The organism is Streptomyces sp. NPDC001544, assembly GCF_042894285.1.
In the GTDB taxonomy this organism is placed as follows: Bacteria; Actinomycetota; Actinomycetes; order Streptomycetales; family Streptomycetaceae; genus Streptomyces.
Map to the genome: position 1 here is coordinate 50,119 of NZ_JBIAVN010000028.1, position 15,963 is coordinate 66,081.

The 15,963-nt window shown below is 71.6% G+C and carries 15 protein-coding genes; 11 read left to right on the plus strand and 4 right to left on the minus strand.

All coding sequences use genetic code 11. The annotated features are described in order from the left end of the window. Window positions 1-172 precede the first annotated feature (172 nt). Entirely contained in the window at window positions 173-1,039 is an 867-nt protein-coding gene (locus ACFY0F_RS37945; RefSeq protein WP_388805338.1) for a hypothetical protein, read from the minus strand. Between the two features lie 71 nt (window positions 1,040-1,110). Between ACFY0F_RS37945 and ACFY0F_RS37950 the strand changes: the two genes are divergently transcribed. The 4 genes from ACFY0F_RS37950 to ilvD all read left to right on the plus strand — a co-directional run bounded on the left by ACFY0F_RS37950 (window position 1,111) and on the right by ilvD (window position 5,647). Continuing rightward, window positions 1,111-2,058 carry a Ppx/GppA family phosphatase gene (locus ACFY0F_RS37950; RefSeq protein ID WP_388805340.1) on the plus strand — a complete coding sequence of 316 codons (948 nt, stop codon included), beginning with the start codon at window positions 1,111-1,113 and terminating at the stop codon, window positions 2,056-2,058. A gap of 151 nt (window positions 2,059-2,209) precedes the next feature. Then, on the plus strand, window positions 2,210-3,031 hold the full coding sequence (locus tag ACFY0F_RS37955) for a sugar phosphate isomerase/epimerase family protein (protein ID WP_388805343.1): 822 nt from the start codon (window positions 2,210-2,212) through the stop codon (window positions 3,029-3,031). Then, the gene (locus ACFY0F_RS37960; protein WP_388805346.1) at window positions 3,028-3,636 is read left to right on the plus strand and encodes a TetR family transcriptional regulator; all 609 of its coding nucleotides are present in this window, start codon (window positions 3,028-3,030) and stop codon (window positions 3,634-3,636) included. The genes ACFY0F_RS37955 and ACFY0F_RS37960 overlap by 4 nt, the downstream gene beginning before the upstream one ends. Window positions 3,637-3,793: 157 nt before the next feature. Further along, window positions 3,794-5,647: a dihydroxy-acid dehydratase gene (gene ilvD / locus ACFY0F_RS37965; RefSeq protein ID WP_388805349.1), complete on the plus strand. Its 1,854-nt coding sequence runs from the start codon at window positions 3,794-3,796 to the stop codon at window positions 5,645-5,647. 61 nt (window positions 5,648-5,708) lie between these two features. On the opposite strand, the gene ACFY0F_RS37970 is transcribed toward ilvD, so the two are convergent. Next, window positions 5,709-7,925 (minus strand): serine/threonine-protein kinase, encoded by a 2,217-nt coding sequence (locus tag ACFY0F_RS37970; protein ID WP_388805352.1) that lies wholly within the window; start codon window positions 7,923-7,925, stop codon window positions 5,709-5,711. Between the two features lie 181 nt (window positions 7,926-8,106). On the opposite strand from ACFY0F_RS37970, the gene ACFY0F_RS37975 reads away from it, so the two are divergent. From ACFY0F_RS37975 to proC, 6 genes are all read left to right on the plus strand, one after another. Further along, window positions 8,107-8,463: an SH3 domain-containing protein gene (locus ACFY0F_RS37975; RefSeq protein ID WP_388805356.1), complete on the plus strand. Its 357-nt coding sequence runs from the start codon at window positions 8,107-8,109 to the stop codon at window positions 8,461-8,463. Between the two features lie 42 nt (window positions 8,464-8,505). Continuing rightward, entirely contained in the window at window positions 8,506-9,030 is a 525-nt protein-coding gene (locus ACFY0F_RS37980) for an EamA/RhaT family transporter (RefSeq protein WP_388805359.1), read from the plus strand. 122 nt (window positions 9,031-9,152) lie between these two features. Beyond that, window positions 9,153-9,929, plus strand: a complete 777-nt coding sequence (locus tag ACFY0F_RS37985) for a class I SAM-dependent methyltransferase (RefSeq protein ID WP_388805362.1) — start codon at window positions 9,153-9,155, stop codon at window positions 9,927-9,929. 32 nt (window positions 9,930-9,961) lie between these two features. Next, the gene (locus ACFY0F_RS37990) at window positions 9,962-10,789 is read left to right on the plus strand and encodes an ABC transporter ATP-binding protein (protein WP_388805365.1); all 828 of its coding nucleotides are present in this window, start codon (window positions 9,962-9,964) and stop codon (window positions 10,787-10,789) included. Further along, entirely contained in the window at window positions 10,786-11,520 is a 735-nt protein-coding gene (locus tag ACFY0F_RS37995; protein ID WP_388805368.1) for an ABC transporter permease, read from the plus strand. The genes ACFY0F_RS37990 and ACFY0F_RS37995 overlap by 4 nt, the downstream gene beginning before the upstream one ends. A 305-nt stretch (window positions 11,521-11,825) precedes the next feature. Continuing rightward, window positions 11,826-12,638 (plus strand): pyrroline-5-carboxylate reductase, encoded by an 813-nt coding sequence (gene proC / locus ACFY0F_RS38000; protein ID WP_388805371.1) that lies wholly within the window; start codon window positions 11,826-11,828, stop codon window positions 12,636-12,638. Window positions 12,639-12,656: 18 nt separating this feature from the next. Here proC and ACFY0F_RS38005 read toward each other — a convergent pair whose 3' ends face one another. Beyond that, window positions 12,657-13,241, minus strand: a complete 585-nt coding sequence (locus tag ACFY0F_RS38005; protein WP_388805374.1) for a cysteine hydrolase family protein — start codon at window positions 13,239-13,241, stop codon at window positions 12,657-12,659. A gap of 75 nt (window positions 13,242-13,316) precedes the next feature. Between ACFY0F_RS38005 and ACFY0F_RS38010 the strand changes: the two genes are divergently transcribed. Next, window positions 13,317-14,330 (plus strand): GlxA family transcriptional regulator, encoded by a 1,014-nt coding sequence (locus ACFY0F_RS38010; protein ID WP_388805377.1) that lies wholly within the window; start codon window positions 13,317-13,319, stop codon window positions 14,328-14,330. Here the strand turns inward: ACFY0F_RS38010 and trpS are convergent. After that, window positions 14,270-15,295 (minus strand): tryptophan--tRNA ligase, encoded by a 1,026-nt coding sequence (gene trpS / locus ACFY0F_RS38015; RefSeq protein WP_388805383.1) that lies wholly within the window; start codon window positions 15,293-15,295, stop codon window positions 14,270-14,272. The two genes, ACFY0F_RS38010 and trpS, sit on opposite strands and share 61 nt — an antisense overlap. Window positions 15,296-15,963 lie beyond the last annotated feature (668 nt).

Genomic DNA, 15,963 nt, shown 5'->3' on the forward strand with positions numbered 1-15,963 from the left:
CCCCACCGGCGTTGTCGTCGGTCCTCGACTCCCCCACGCTCGAACGAGCTCGCGCGGGGGCACCCCCATCGCCCCCGCTCGGGTCGGCTGGAAGGCGCCGTCGGTCTCAACCGGCCTGTTCCACAAGACACCCCCTGGATGTCCCGCGACAGCATGCCCCGCTCCGGAACGCTCAGACCGGATCCGCCGGGTGCGGCGCCACCAGCGGCAGCTGGGAGGCCAGGCGCTGCTCGCACAGCTCCACCAGGCGGTCGTAACCGGCCTTGCCCATCAGCTCGGTCAGTTCGGCCCGGTAGGAGACGTAGACCGGCTCGCCCGCCCCATGGGCGGAGGTCGCCGACGTGCACCACCAGTGCAGGTCGTGGCCGCCCGGACCCCAGCCGCGGCGGTCGTACTCGCCGATGGACACCTGCAGCACGCGCGTGTCGTCGGGCCGGTCGATCCAGTCGTAGGTCCGCCGGATCGGGAGCTGCCAGCACACGTCGGGCTTGGTCTCCAGCGGCTCGCGGCCCTCGCGCAGCGCCAGGATGTGCAGCGAGCAGCCCATGCCGCCCGCGAAGCCGGGCCGGTTCTGGAAGATGCAGGAGCCCTGGAAGGGGCGGGTCTGCCGGGAACCGTCCTCGTCCTCGGAGATCCAGCCGCCCGCCAGACCCTCGTCGTGGTGCTGCCAGATGTCCGGGGTGAGCCTCGCCACATGCTCGGCGACCCGCTTCTCGTCGTCCTCGTCGGAGAAGTGGGCACCCAGCGTGCAGCACCCGTCGTCCGCGCGGCCCGCCTGGATGCCCTGGCAGCCGCTGCCGAAGATGCAGTTCCACCGGGAGGTCAGCCATGTCAGATCGCACCGGAAGACCTGCTCGTCGTCCGCCGGATCCGGGAACTCCACCCACGCGCGCGCGAAGTCGAGCCCCTTCTCGTCGCTCGCCCTGGAGCTCACCATGGGGGCCTTTCCGGACTTGGGCGCCTTCACCTGCGAAGAATCCGCAGAATCCTTCTGACCCTTGGAGGATTTGTCGGTCTTCGCCTTTTTCGTCTTTGGCACCCGTCCAGGGTAAGCGGCAAGCGGCCGCTCCGGGACCTGAGAACAGCCCCGCGGTGGGTAGCGTTCCGTACATGAGACTCGGTGTCCTGGACGTGGGTTCGAACACGGTGCATCTGCTGGTGGTTGACGCACACCCCGGCGCGCGCCCCCTGCCCGCGCATTCGCACAAGGCCGAGCTGCGGCTCGCCCAGCTCCTCGACGGCAGCGGCGCCATCGGCGCCGAGGGCGTCGACAAACTGATCGGCGTCGTCCGGGACGCGCTACAGGCCGCGGAGGACAAGGGCGTCGAGGACCTGCTGCCGTTCGCCACCTCCGCCGTCCGTGAGGCGAGCAACGCCGACGAGGTGCTGGCCCGGGTCCGGGACGCCACCGGCGTCGAGCTCCAGGTCCTCTCCGGCGCCGAGGAGGCCCGCCTCACCTTCCTCGCCGCCCGCCGCTGGTTCGGCTGGTCGGCCGGGAAGCTCCTGGTCCTGGACATCGGCGGCGGCTCCCTGGAGATCGCCTACGGCATCGACGAGGAGCCGGACGCCGCCGTCTCCCTCCCGCTCGGCGCGGGCCGGCTCACCGCCGGCCGGCTGCCCGGCGACCCGCCCAGCCCCGAGGCGATCAGGACACTGCGCCGCCATGTGCGCACCGAGATCGCCCGCACGGTCGGTGAGTTCACCCGCTTCGGCGCCCCCGACCACGTGGTCGCCACCTCCAAGACCTTCAAGCAGCTGGCCCGCATAGCCGGCGCGGCCCGCTCCGCGGAGGGCCTGTACGTCCAGCGCGAGCTCAAGCGCGAGTCCCTGCAGGCCTGGGTGCCCCGCCTGGCCTGCATGACCACCGCCGAGCGCGCCGAACTCCCCGGCGTCTCCGACGGCCGTGCCGGCCAGCTCGTCGCCGGCGCCCTGGTGGCCGAGGCCGCGATGGACCTGTTCGGCGTGGAGAACCTGGAGATCTGCCCGTGGGCGCTCAGGGAGGGCGTGATCCTGCGGCGGCTCGATCACATGGGGTCGGTTCACATGGAGTCGGTGTAGCGACCCGGAAGACCCGATAGACCCGATAGAGGAGGAGCGGGACCGGTGCCCGTGTCAGGTCACGGCACCGTCCGCACCGCCCCGTGGGAAACCCCACAACGGCTCATGGGCACCCCGCACTCCGGCGACCGCACACCGTAACCTGTCCCTCATGGCAGATCCCGTCCGCATCCCAGATGCGAAGGTCGCCCTGTCCACGGCCTCGGTGTACCCGGAGTCCACGGCGACGGCCTTCGAGATGGCCGCGCGCCTCGGTTACGACGGCGTCGAGGTCATGGTGTGGACCGACCCGGTCAGCCAGGACATCGAGGCACTGCGCCGGCTGTCCGACTACCACGGGATACCGATCCTGGCCGTGCACGCGCCCTGTCTGCTGATCACCCAGCGCGTGTGGTCCACCGATCCCTGGACCAAGCTGCAGCGCGCCCGGGCGGCCGCCGAGAAGCTCGGCGCCGACACCGTGGTCGTGCACCCGCCGTTCCGCTGGCAGCGGCAGTACGCCCGGGACTTCGTCACCGGGATCTGGCGCATGGCGAACGAGACGGACGTACGGTTCGCGGTGGAGAACATGTACCCCTGGCGCTACCGCGACCGCGAGATGCTCGCCTACGCCCCCGACTGGGACGTCACCCGGGACGACTACCGGCACTTCACGATCGACCTCAGCCACGCCGCGACCGCCCGCACGGACGCCCTCGACATGCTCGACCGGATGGGCGACCGCCTCGGCCACGTCCACCTCGCCGACGGCAGGGGCTCCGCGAAGGACGAGCACCTGGTCCCCGGCCGCGGCACCCAGCCCTGCGCCGAGGTGCTGGAGCGCCTCGCGCTGACCGGCTTCGACGGTCACGTCGTCATCGAGGTGAACACCCGCCGGGCGATGTCCGGCGCCGAACGCGAGGCCGACCTCGCGGAGGCCCTGGCCTTCACCCGTCTGCACCTGGCGTCCGCGCTGAAGGTGCCCCGGCGGTGACCGAGGCGACCGGCGCCCGCCGCCGCGGCCGCCCCCCGCGCACCGAGTCGGCGGACACCCGCGACCGCATCCTGGCCGCGGCCCGCGAGGAGTTCTCCGCGCGCGGCTACGAGAAGACCTCGGTACGCGGCATCGCCAAGGCCGCCGGTGTCGACTCGGCGCTGGTCCACCACTACTTCGGCACCAAGGAGCAGGTCTTCGAGGCGGCCATCGAGGTCGCCTTCGCGCCCGCCCTGAACGCCCCCGACGCGGTGGCCGCCGGCCCGGCGGACGAGGTGGGGGAGCGGTTCACCCGCTTCGTCTTCGGCGTCTGGGAGAACCCCACGACCCGGACCCCCCTGCTCGCGATCCTCCGGTCCGCCGTGACCAACGAGACCGCCGCCGCCGTCTTCCGCCGGCTCGTCGCCGCTCAACTCCTGCGCCGGGTCGCCGCCCAGCTCGCCCGGCCGGACGCCGAGCTGCGGGCCGAGCTGGCGGCCGCGCAGGTGGTGGGCACGGCGATGCTGCGCTACGTGATCAAGCTGGAGCCGCTGGCCTCGGCGGACCTGGAGCAGATCATCGCGCGGGTGGCGCCGGTGGTGCAGGGCCACCTGACCGATCCCTGAGCCAGGCCCGTATACCGCGTCCGTGGAACAAGCGTCCCGCATTCCGGACACTCGAGTCCATCCCTTGGAGGGGCGGCGTAGGCTCGTAGAGTCAGAACTCTCTGGCAGGGGTCCGGCAGACGTCTCTGCCGGACGGTCTTCGAAGGAGCGAGCGACGATGCCCGAGCTGAGGTCCCGCACAGTCACCCACGGCCGCAACATGGCGGGCGCCCGCGCCCTTATGCGCGCCTCCGGTGTACCAGGTGCGGACATCGGCCGGAAGCCCATCATCGCGGTGGCCAACTCCTTCACCGAGTTCGTGCCGGGCCACACGCACCTGCAGCCGGTCGGCCGGATCGTCAGCGAGGCGATCGTCGAGGCCGGCGGCATCCCGCGCGAGTTCAACACCATCGCCGTCGACGACGGCATCGCGATGGGCCACGGCGGCATGCTCTACTCCCTGCCCTCCCGCGACCTGATCGCGGACAGCGTGGAGTACATGGTCGAGGCGCACTGCGCCGACGCCCTGGTCTGCATCTCCAACTGCGACAAGATCACCCCGGGCATGCTGCTGGCCGCCCTGCGGCTGAACATCCCGACGGTCTTCGTCTCCGGCGGCCCGATGGAGTCAGGCCGGGCCACGCTCGTCGACGGCACGGTCCGCACGCTCGACCTGGTCGACGCGATCTCCGACGCCGTCAACGACAAGATCTCGGACGAGGACATCCTCCGTATCGAGGAGAACGCCTGCCCGACCTGCGGCTCCTGTTCCGGCATGTTCACCGCCAACTCGATGAACTGCCTCACCGAGGCGATCGGCCTCTCCCTCCCCGGCAACGGCTCGGTCCTCGCCACCCACACGGCCCGCAAGCAGCTCTACGTCGACGCGGCCCGCACGGTCATGGACCTCACCCGCCGCTACTACGAGCAGGACGACGAGTCGGCACTGCCGCTCAACATCGCCACCTTCCAGGCCTTCGAGAACGCCATGGCCCTGGACATCGCGATGGGCGGCTCCACCAACACGATCCTGCACCTGCTGGCCGCCGCCCAGGAGGCGGGCGTCCCCTTCGGCCTGGAGCAGATCGACGCCGTCTCCCGCCGCGTCCCCTGCCTGGCGAAGGTCGCCCCGAACGTCGCGAAGAACCGTACGTACTACATGGAGGACGTGCACCGTGCCGGCGGCATCCCCGCCCTCCTCGGCGAACTGCACCGCGCGGGCCTGCTCAACGAGGACGTGCACGCCGTGCACAGCCCGTCCCTGGCGGACTGGCTGAAGACCTGGGACGTGCGCGGCGGCTCCCCGTCCCCCGAGGCGGTGGAACTGTGGCACGCGGCACCCGGCTGCAAGCGCTCCGCCGAGGCCTTCTCCCAGTCCGAGCGCTGGGAGGCCCTCGACGACGACGCGGCGGAGGGCTGCATCCGCTCGGTCGAGCACGCGTACTCCAAGGACGGCGGCCTCGCGGTCCTCAAGGGCAACCTGGCGGTCGACGGCTGCGTGGTGAAGACGGCCGGCGTCGACGAGTCGATCTGGACCTTCGAGGGTCCGGCGGTCGTCTGCGAGTCCCAGGAGGAGGCCGTCCAGCGGATCCTCACCCAGGAGGTCAAGGACGGCGACGTCGTCGTCATCCGCTACGAGGGTCCCAAGGGCGGCCCCGGCATGCAGGAGATGCTCTACCCGACCTCGTACCTGAAGGGCCGCGGCCTGGGCAAGACCTGCGCCCTGATCACCGACGGCCGCTTCTCCGGCGGCACCTCGGGCCTCTCCATCGGCCACGCCTCCCCGGAGGCCGCTTCCGGCGGCACCATCGCCCTCGTCGAGGACGGTGACCGCATCCGCATCGACATCCCGAACCGCACCATCGAGCTCCTCGTCGACGAGGCGGAACTCGCCCGCCGCGAGCAGGCCCTGAACGGTGCCTACGCCCCGAAGAACCGCGACCGCAAGGTCTCGGCCGCGCTGCGGGCGTACGCGGCGATGGCGACCAGCGCGGACAAGGGCGCGGTGCGGGACGTGACCAGGCTGGGCTGAGCGCCCGGACACCACGGTGTCAGGGACAGGGGCCGCCTCCGACGGGGGCGGCCCCTTCGTGTCACCAGGCCGCCGGACGGTGTCCGTCGACGGCGAAGACGGTCCCGTCGGGGGCGGAGGCGTAGACGTGGCCGTCGACGACCACGGGCTCGGACAGCGTGGCGGAGACCCGGTCCGCGTGCGCGCCGAGCCGGGTCGGCGTCTGCCCGAGGAGCCTGCCGTGCCGGGCGTCGACGGCGAGCAGCCGCCCGTCGGGGATGCCGACGTACACATGGCCGCCGTCGACGACCGGTGCCGAGCCGCGGCTCACCGAGGTCTGCAGCTCCCACAGCTGCCGGCGCGCGCCCGTGTCCACGGCCGACAGGGAGCCCCCGGTGGCCATCAGGTAGACCACGTCCCCGCGTACCGTGGCGTGGACGTCCTCGCCCGCGGTGGGCAGCGGCACACGCCGCGTCGCCCCGGACCCCGGGGTGTAGCGGACCACCGCCCGCGCCGTTCCGTAGGCCGGGTCGACGGAGAGGAAGTAGAGGGACCCGCCACTGCTGCCGACGGGCTCCAGTGATCCCTCGAACCGCCTCTCCCACCGCACGTCACCCGTGTCCGGGTCCACCGCCGTGACCTGTGTGCCCGACCCGTCGTCGGAGGTGCTCGCCGTGTACGCCAGCCGGTCCCCGGCGAACCACTGGAACAGCGGCATCGTCTGCCCCGGCACCCGGCGGTGCCATTTCGTCCGGCCCGAGGCGCCGTCCACGCCGGTGACCGTCCCGTCGGTCCCGGTGAGCAGGAGGGTGTCACCGGCGTACCGCAGTCCTCCGCCGGGCGTGGGGAGGTCCTGCTGCCGGCGGACCTTGCCGGACGCGGGGTCGAGCGCCTGCACGTGCCGACCCCCGTCCGTCACGATCTGCACGAGCCCACCCGACAGCACGGGCGGCCCGCCCCCGGGGGCCGTGGTGGCCGAGTGCCGCCAGAGCACGCTCCCGTCGGACGGAGAGAGGGCGTAGACCCGACCCGACTGCGCGCAGACCAACGCGTCGGCGATGGACGAGCACTGTGCCGTCCCGGCGCCGGCGGACCCCGGCTCGGCCTTCCACGGCTCGAACCTGTCGGCGGGCGCACCGGCCGACACGGTCTGCGAGCCGCCCCCGGCCGACTGGGGAGCGGGATCGTCGATCAACCGTACCGAGGCGACCGCACCGCCGACCACGAGAGCCAGCACCCCTGCCGCGACACCCCACCACCGGCCCCGGCGCCCCTTGCGGAGCCCTCCGGGCGCCACGGACCCGGGCTCGGCGCCCCCGGGCTCGGCGGCCTCAGGTACGGCGGCCCCGGGCCCGGTCGCCGCGGACTCCGAGACCTCGGGCTCCCCGCCCGTCTCCCCGCGGGTCCATGCCGCGTCCGCGGGCGTGTCGGCCGTGCGCTGCGCCGGTATGAAGGTCTGCGTGTCGTACGAGGCCGCCACCGACCGCAGTTCCCGCATCAGTTCGTCGGGCGTGGGTCGCAGCTCCGGCTCCTTGGCGAGGCAACGCCGCACCAGCGGCGCCAGGTTCTCCGGTACGCCGGTCAGGTCCGGCTCGTCGTGCACGACCTGGTACGCCACGACATAGGGACTGTCGGAGTCGAACGGCCCCCGCCCCGTCGCCGCGTGCACCATGACCGATCCCAGGGCGAAGACGTCGGCGGCCGGACCGACCTCCCGCGGGCGCCGGAACTGCTCCGGCGCCATGAACGGCGGAGTGCCTATCAACTTCCCGGTCTCGGTCCGCAGTTCGCTGTCCTTCGGCCGGGAGATGCCGAAGTCGATGACCTTCGGGCCGTCATCGGCGAGCAGCACGTTGCTCGGTTTCATGTCGCGGTGCACGACCCCCACCCGGTGGATGTCGCGCAGCGCCTCGGCCAGCCCGGCCATCAGCCGGCGCAACCGGTCCGGGGCCATGGCCCCGTGCTCCTTCACATGCTCGGCCAGGGTCTGTCCCGGGATGAACAGCGTTGCCATCCAGGGTCGTTCGGCCTCCGGATCGGCGTCCACGACCGGCGCGGTGAACGCGCCGCTCACCCGCCGGGCGGCGGCCACCTCCTGCCGGAACCGGCCACGGAACTCCGGATCCCTGGCGAACTGCGCGTGTACGACCTTCACCGCGACCTTCATGCCGGAGGTGCTGCGGGCCAGGTGCACCACGCCCATCCCGCCCGCGCCCAGGCGCGACTCCAGGAGGTAGTGACCGGCGTACTCGGGAAGTTCCGCTTCCGCGCCCGCTCCGGCGTTCCGCTGTGGCGCCATGGGACCACCCCCGTGCTCTTCGTCGGCGCGCGCGACGCACGGAGCCTAGTCGATGACTCGTGCGAGACAGAGGCGGCTTGCTAGCGTTCCCGTGCGATTCACGTACAGATGTTTCGTCTGGTGATTCAGGGGAATCAACGGGGCCCCATGGCAGTCATGGGGTCGAACGGGGGGAATGCGCATGTCTGTTGTCGGCATAGGCGAAGTCGAGGGCGTCGGGGGCGTCGAGGGCGTCGAGGGCGGGGACGGGTCCCAGACGGCCACGGCCACGGCCACCGAGGCCTCCGCCGTGCACTACTACTCGGTCGCCCCGGGCGTCCAGCTCCACGTCCGCAGCGGCCCCGGCACCAACTACAGCCTCGTCCGCACCCTGGCCGAGGGCGCCAAGGTGCCGATCTACTGCCAGACGCCGGGCCAGACCGTCACCGGTCCGTACGGCACCAGCAAGATCTGGGACAACATCGGCGACGGTCAGTACGTGTCCGACGCGTACGTCCACACCGGCGTCAACGGCTACGTCACGTCCCGCTGCTCCTGACCCGCCACGGAGCCCGCCCCGCCGTCCGGAGATAATCGTCCGGTGAGCGACGAGACCGGCACCCCGGACACCCCGGCGGGCTCCCCGGACGGCACCCCGGGTGGCGGCCCCCGCCCCGAGCCCCTGCGTTTCTTCGGGACGACCTGGGTGGACCACGACAACGGCTACGCGGCCCGCCGCGCGGCCGTCGCCGTCGGCTCGCTCGCGGCGGCCGTCGCCTCCTGTCTCGTCCTGCGCTTCGCCTACCAGGGCCTGCAGATCGCGGGCAGCGGCGCCTTCGTCACCGTCCTGGTCATCGCGATGTTCGCGATCTGCAGCGCGCTGGCCTTCGGCAACGCCTGGGCCGGCTTCGACAAGCGCCACGACCCGGCCCGCCAGGCCTCCCTGCGCGGCCTGCTGGCCATCGGCTTCGTCGGCTCGCTCGCCGCCTACTTCTTCCGCTCCCTCATCGAGGCCCCCGGCGAGAAACTGCACCGCGCCGAGTACGAAGAGGCCCGCACCCAGTACGCGCGCCGCTCCGCGCGCCGCACGGGGAACCCGTCCAAGAAGCGCCGCCGCCAGGGGTGACGGGGGCGCCGTCAGCGGTACCGGTGCATGATCCGGTCCGCCCGCTCCGGCCGCACACCCGCGCGTCGTAAGGATCAAGAAAAGAAGGCGCCCGTATCCGCGGTCCCGGCCAGCATGGCCGTATGACCACGATTCCGTCGGCGTCGCCGCCCCCCTCCCGCGCCCACTCCTTCAACAGCGCCGCCGCCCAGTACGCCGCGAACCGCCCCTCCTACCCGCCCGCCCTCTTCGACGCCGTCGAGGAACTCGCCGGCCGCCCCCTGTCCGGTGCCCGCGTCGTGGACGTCGGCGCCGGCACCGGCATAGCCACCGCGCTCCTGCGCGCCCGCGGCGCCGACGTGATCGCCGTCGAACCCGGCGCCGGCATGGCGGCCCAGTTCCGCCGCGTCCTCCCCGACGTCCCCCTGGTCCGCGGCAACGGCGACGCCCTCCCGCTGGCCGACGCCTGCGCCGACTTCCTCACCTACGCCCAGGCATGGCACTGGACCGACCCGGCCCGCTCGGTCCCGGAGGCGCTGCGCGTGCTGCGTCCCGGCGGCGCCCTCGCGCTGTGGTGGAACAAGAGCGCCGCCGGTGTCCCGTGGATCGACGCGCAGAACGACCGTCTGGAGCGCCACTTCGACGTCGACCGCCGCAGGGAGGTGGCCGACAGTTCACGGTCCGCCCTCGCCGACCCCAGCGGCCGACTGGACTTCGCCGACCGCACGGTCCGCTGGAGCCGCCGCGTCTCCGTCGACACCCATCTCGCCAACCTCGGCAGCCAGTCGATCTTCCTGGTCCAGGATCCGGCGACCAGTGACGCCCTTCTCGCCGAGGAGCGCGCCCACCTCCTCACCGCCTTCCCCGACGGCACGGTGGAGGAGGTCTACGACGTGGAGCTGCTCGTGGCCTTCGCTTGACGGCACCCAGCCCCGGGAGGATTATTCATCACATGATGAATTATGCCGCCGACCCTCCCGGGGCACCGGCCGTCCAGGCCGCGGGCCTCACCGTCGTCCGAGGCCCCCGCACCGTCCTGCACGCCCTCGACTTCACCGTCCCCCGCGGCCAGATCACCGGCCTGCTGGGACCCTCCGGATGCGGCAAGTCGACCCTCATGCGAGCCGTCGTCGGCACCCAGACCAAGGTCACCGGCACCCTCCAGGTCCTCGGCCGCCCCGCCGGCCACCCCACCCTCCGCACCCGCGTCGGCTATGTCACCCAGGCCCCCTCCGTCTACGACGACCTCACCGTCCGCCAGAACCTCGACTACTTCGCCGCGATCCTCGACCCCGGCCTCCCCCACGCTCGAACACGCTCGCGCGGGGGCACCCCCACCGCAGCCGAACGCCGCCACGAAGCCGTCACCCGGGCCATCGCCGACGTAGACCTCACCACCCACGCCGACACACTCGCCGGCAACCTCTCCGGCGGCCAGCGCGGCCGCGTCTCCCTCGCCGTCGCCCTCCTCGGCACCCCCGAACTCCTGGTCCTCGACGAGCCCACCGTCGGCCTCGACCCGGTCCTGCGCCGCGACCTGTGGAACCTCTTCCACGAACTCGCCACCACCCGCGGCGCCACCCTCCTCGTCTCCTCCCACGTCATGGACGAGGCCGAGCGCTGCCACCGCCTCCTCCTCATGCGCGAGGGCGAGATCCTCGCCGACGGCACCCCCGACGCCCTCCGCTCCCGCACCGGCGCCGACACCGTCGAGGCGGCCTTCCTGCACCTGGTGGACGAGGCGGCCGCCGCGGCACACCCGAAGGAGACGGCACGATGACAAGCAGGGCACTCGCCACCGCAGGCCGAGTCCTGCGCCAGCTCCGCCACGACCCGCGCACGATCGCTCTGCTGCTGCTGATCCCCTGCCTGATGCTGCTCCTGCTGCGCTACGTCTTCGACGGCAGCCCGCGCACCTTCGACAACATCGGCGCCTCACTCCTCGGCATCTTCCCGTTGATCACGATGTTCCTGGTCACCTCCATCGCCACCCTGCGCGAACGCACCTCCGGCACCCTCGAACGCCTCCTCGCCATGCCCCTCGGCAAGGGCGACCTCATCGCCGGCTACGCGCTCGCCTTCGGTGCCCTGGCGATCATCCCGTCGGCACTGGCGACGGGCCTGGCGCTCTGGGTCCTGGGCCTCGACGTCACGGGCAGCCCCTGGCTGCTCCTCCTCGTCGCCCTCCTGGACGCCCTCCTCGGCACAGCCCTCGGCCTCTTCGTCTCCGCCTTCGCGGCCTCCGAATTCCAGGCGGTCCAGTTCATGCCCGCCGTGATCTTTCCCCAACTCCTCCTCTGCGGCCTCTTCACCCCCCGCCCCGCCATGCACCCCGCCCTGGAAGCCATCTCCGACGCCCTCCCCATGTCCTACGCGGTCGACGGCATGAACGAGGTCCTCCACCACACGGACATGACGACGACATTCGTACGAGACGTCCTGATCGTGGCGGGCTGCGCGCTCCTGGTACTGACCCTGGGAGCGGCGACGCTGCGCCGTCGAACGGCGTGAAGACCGGGTACCACTCAGCCCCGTCCGGCATCACTCAGACCCGTCCGGCATTACTCAGCCCCGTTCAGCATTACTCAGCCCGTCCGGCGTTTGAGGACGAGGCCGTTCAGGCCGACGGGGTCCGGGGCGGAGCCCCGGCGGGGTGCAGGGGCGGAGCCCCGCGGGGGTCCAGGGGGCGCAGCCCCCGGCGGGGTCGAAGGGGCGGAGCCCCTGGAGACGGGAATGGGTGAGGGCGGCGGGGGCGAGAACATCCCGCCCACCGGACACCCGCCACCTCCCCGCACCCCCGGTGCCAAAATGACCCCATGCCCCAGAAAGTCGCAGTCCTCGGCACCGGCAAGATCGGCGAAGCCCTCCTCAGCGGAATGATCCGAGCCGGCTGGGCCCCCGCCGACCTCCTGGTCACCGCCCGCCGCCGCGAACGCGCCGAGGAACTCCGCACCCGCCACGGAGTCACCCCGGTCACCAACGCCGAGGCCGCCAAGACCGCCGACACCCTCATCCTCACGGTCAAGCCGCAGGACATGGGCACGCTCCTCGACGAGCTCGCCCCCCACGTTCCCACCGACCGCCTGATCATCAGCGGCGCCGCCGGCATCCCCACCTCCTTCTTCGAGGAACGCCTCGCCCCCGGCACCCCGGTCGTCCGCGTCATGACGAACACCCCCGCCCTCGTCGACGAGGCCATGTCCGTCATCTCCGCCGGCACCCACGCCACCGCCGGACACCTCACCCACACCGAGGAGATCTTCGGCGCCGTCGGCAAGACCCTCCGCGTCCCCGAGTCCCAGCAGGACGCCTGCACCGCCCTGTCCGGCTCCGGCCCCGCCTACTTCTTCTACCTGGTCGAAGCCATGACCGACGCCGGCATCCTGCTCGGCCTGCCCCGCGACAAGGCCCACGACCTGATCGTCCAGTCCGCCATCGGCGCGGCCACCATGCTCCGAGACAGCGGCGAACACCCGGTCAAGCTCCGCGAGAACGTCACGTCCCCCGCGGGCACCACGATCAACGCCATCCGCGAACTGGAGAACCACGGCGTACGGGCCGCCCTCATCGCCGCCCTCGAAGCGGCCCGCGACCGCAGCCGCGAACTGGCCTCCGGCAAGAAGGACTGAACTCCCGGCGGGCGGCGCTCAGCCCGCCGCCTCCACCACCTCCCGCGTCGTGACCACCCGCGCGAACCCGCCCCCGTGCAACGACACCGCCGACGCCTGCGCCACCTCGTCCGCACCGCGCCGCCAGCCGAACGGCCCCACCACATCGAAGGTGTACGTCGCGTCGTACGGCACCACCACGTCGTACCCGAGGTTCCCGCCCATCCGGGCCGTCGTCTCCACGCACATGTTCGTCTGGATCCCGGCCACCACGACCTGCGAGATCCCCTCCGCCGTCAACCAGGCGCCCAGATCCGGCGTCCCGAGGAAGGCGGAGTTCACGGTCTTCGTCACGAACAGTTCGGACCCCGCCCCCTTCCCGCGCCGCTCCTGCACGTACTCCTTGAGGTCGTTCCCCTCGTATCCCAGCCGCAGCGGCGACCGAGGCTTCGACGAGTCATGCCGTACGAAGACGACCGGCCGCCCCGTCGACTGCCATACGTCGATCAACGCCGCGATGTTGTCATCGGCCCCCAAGTTGTTCCGCGGCCCCCAGAAATCGGCCTCCTCGAAGCCCTTCTGCACGTCCACGACGACCAGTGCTGCGTTCTCCGTGATCTCCATGCCCACGATCCTCGCGCTCCGGCCCGCCGCACCCCAGAGGCGCAAAAGTCAGCGATCGATGGTTTACTGCCATCCATGCGCCCCCTGGCCCGAGCCCGAGCCCACCGCATCGCCGTCGTCGCCTTCCCCGGCATCCGCGCCTTCGACGTCTCCGTCATCACCGAGGTCTGGGGCACCGACCGCACCGACCGCGGCGCCCCCGCCTTCGAACTGCGCCGCGTCGCCACCGACACCAGCACCCCCGTTCCCATGCGCGGCGGCCTCTCCCTGCTCCCCGACCGCACCCTCACCTGGCTGGACCGCGCCGACCTCATCCTGATCCCCGGCCTGGACGACCACCTCACCCCCGCTCCCGCCCCCGTCCTCGACGCCCTCCGCCGAGCCCACAGCCGCGGCACCACCCTCGCCGCCCTCTGCGGCGGAGCCTTCACCCTCGCCCAGGCAGGCCTCCTCGACGGCCGCCGCGCCATCACCCACTGGAACCTCGTCGACCTGCTGCGCGCACAACACCCGCACGTCACAGTCGTCCCCGACGCCCTCTTCATCGAGGACGACAACATGTGGACCGCGGCCGGCACGGCAGCCGGCATCGACCTCTGCCTCCACCTGGTCCGCCGCGCCCACGGCGCCGAGGCGGCGGCCACCATCGCACGGTCCATGGTCACCGCCCCCTTCCGTACCGGCACCCAGGCGCAGTTCATCGAGCACCCGACCCCGCGCGCGGACCGCGAAGCCGACGCCCTCGCCGACGTACGTGAACACGCCATGCGCCACCTCCACGAACCCCTGACGGTCGCCGACCTGGCGGCCCACGCGGGCATGTCCCCCCGCAGCTTCGCCCGCCACTTCACGGCCGCGACGGGCACCACCCCCCTCCGCTGGCTCCTCGACCAGCGCATCGCCGCGGCCCAGAAACTCCTCGAACGCACCGACCTCCCCATGCCCGAGGTCGCCCGCCGTGCCGGCTTCGGCAGCGAGGTGACGATGCGCCAGCACTTCGCAGCACGCCTCGCCACCAGCCCCCGCGCCTACCGGGCCGCGTTCACGACGGCCTCCGCACCCGCGGGCAGCAGCCCGATCGCCCGATAAGCGGCATCCACGACCGGCCGTGCCATCGCCCGGGCTCTGTCCGCCCCGCGCCGCAACACGTCCTCCACGTACGGAGCATCCGCGCACAACTCCTTGTGCCGCGCCTGCACGGGCCGCAGCACCTCGACGACGGCCTCCGCGGTGTCCTTCTTCAATGCTCCGTACGAGGTGTACCCCTCACCGAGCGCCTTCGGATCCCCACCCGTACACGCAGCGAGAATCTCCAGCAGGTTCGCCACCCCGGGCCGCCTTTCCCGGTCGTGGACGACATGCCGCCCACTGTCGGTCACGGCCCGCATGATCTTCTTCCGCACCGTGTCCGGCTCGTCGAGGAGGTACACGATCCCCGGCCCGCAGTCGTCGCTCTTCCCCATCTTCGAAGCCGGCTCCTGCAGGTTCATCACCCGCGCCGCCACCTCCGGACGCGTCGCCCTCGGCACCACGAACGTCTGCCCGTACCGCTGGTTGAACCGCACCGCCAGATCCCGCGCCAACTCCACGTGTTGCGCCTGGTCGTCCCCCACGGGCACCTCATCGGTCCGGTACGCCAGGATGTCCGCGGCCATCAGCACCGGGTACGTCAGCAGCGACAGCCGCACACTCCCGCCCCGCGCCCGCTCCCGCGCCGCCTTCTCCTTGTACTGGATCATCCGCCGCATCTCACCGTCGGTCGCCACGCACTCGAGCACGTACGACAGCCGCGCGTGCTCGTCGACATGGCTCTGCACGAACACGGTGCAGAGTTCCGGATCCAGCCCTGCCGCCAGCAACAGCGTCGCCGCCTGCCGACTGAGCCTGCGCACCCGCGCCGGATCGTGGTCGACGGTCAGCGCGTGCAGATCGACGACGCAGAACACGGCGTCCGCCTCATGCTGGTCCACCTCGGCCCACCGCCGCATGGCGCCCAGGTAGTTCCCCAGCGTCAGATGCCCGGTCGGCTTGATCCCGCTGAAGACCCGTGTCATCTCCACTCCACCTCCTGGTCGAGACCGCCGTCCCGGCGGCCGGCCCTCAGGAGCTCTGGAGGGAGATACGAGAACGGCCGCCGAGGCGGCGGCCGTTGAGCGCATACGTGAACCCGGCCGCCGTCAGGCGGCCCACCACTGCTGGTGGCACGTACGCGTAGTCATGGACCGCAGACTACGCCTCCGGAGCGCCGTCCCGCCGGGAGTTGACACACCTCGACCTGATCCGTAGGGTTCTTCGAGTTGTCCGACGTGAGAGCCGACTCCGGTCGGTCCCCGGACAGCCATTCCGCAGGTACCAGCCACTACTCGGCGAACTTTCGCCGTGTTCTTCGGCGCGCGTATTCATGCGTGAATGAGGAATCCGCGTTCGAAAGGACGCAGGCCCCGATTAGGTCGGAGTCAAGGAATCCGCTAAAGTCTCACTCGTCGGAACGGCCGAAGGGCCGGGAAGACACCCCCCTCCGACGGGGAATCGGACGCCGAAAGGATCTGATAGAGTCGGAAACGCCGGAAAGGGAAACCGCGAGAGCGGGAAACCTGGAAAGCACCGAGGAAATCGGATCGAGAAAGGATCTGATAGAGTCGGAAACGCAAGACCGAAGGGAAGCCCGGAGGAAAGCCCGAGAGGGTGAGTACAAAGGAAGCGACCGTTCCTTGAGAACTCA

Bases quoted from the DNA above. Each gene is read 5' to 3' on its own strand.
- ACFY0F_RS37950 (WP_388805340.1), top strand. From the start codon at position 1,111: ATGAGACTCGGTGTCCTGGACGTGGGTTCGAACACGGTGCATCTGCTG.
- ACFY0F_RS37955 (WP_388805343.1), top strand. From the start codon at position 2,210: ATGGCAGATCCCGTCCGCATCCCAGATGCGAAGGTCGCCCTGTCCACG.
- ilvD (WP_388805349.1), top strand. From the start codon at position 3,794: ATGCCCGAGCTGAGGTCCCGCACAGTCACCCACGGCCGCAACATGGCG.
- ACFY0F_RS37970 (WP_388805352.1), bottom strand. From the start codon at position 7,925: ATGGCGCCACAGCGGAACGCCGGAGCGGGCGCGGAAGCGGAACTTCCC.
- ACFY0F_RS37975 (WP_388805356.1), top strand. From the start codon at position 8,107: ATGTCTGTTGTCGGCATAGGCGAAGTCGAGGGCGTCGGGGGCGTCGAG.
- ACFY0F_RS37985 (WP_388805362.1), top strand. From the start codon at position 9,153: ATGACCACGATTCCGTCGGCGTCGCCGCCCCCCTCCCGCGCCCACTCC.
- ACFY0F_RS37990 (WP_388805365.1), top strand. From the start codon at position 9,962: ATGATGAATTATGCCGCCGACCCTCCCGGGGCACCGGCCGTCCAGGCC.
- ACFY0F_RS37995 (WP_388805368.1), top strand. From the start codon at position 10,786: ATGACAAGCAGGGCACTCGCCACCGCAGGCCGAGTCCTGCGCCAGCTC.
- proC (WP_388805371.1), top strand. From the start codon at position 11,826: ATGCCCCAGAAAGTCGCAGTCCTCGGCACCGGCAAGATCGGCGAAGCC.
- ACFY0F_RS38005 (WP_388805374.1), bottom strand. From the start codon at position 13,241: ATGGAGATCACGGAGAACGCAGCACTGGTCGTCGTGGACGTGCAGAAG.
- ACFY0F_RS38010 (WP_388805377.1), top strand. From the start codon at position 13,317: ATGCGCCCCCTGGCCCGAGCCCGAGCCCACCGCATCGCCGTCGTCGCC.
- trpS (WP_388805383.1), bottom strand. From the start codon at position 15,295: ATGACACGGGTCTTCAGCGGGATCAAGCCGACCGGGCATCTGACGCTG.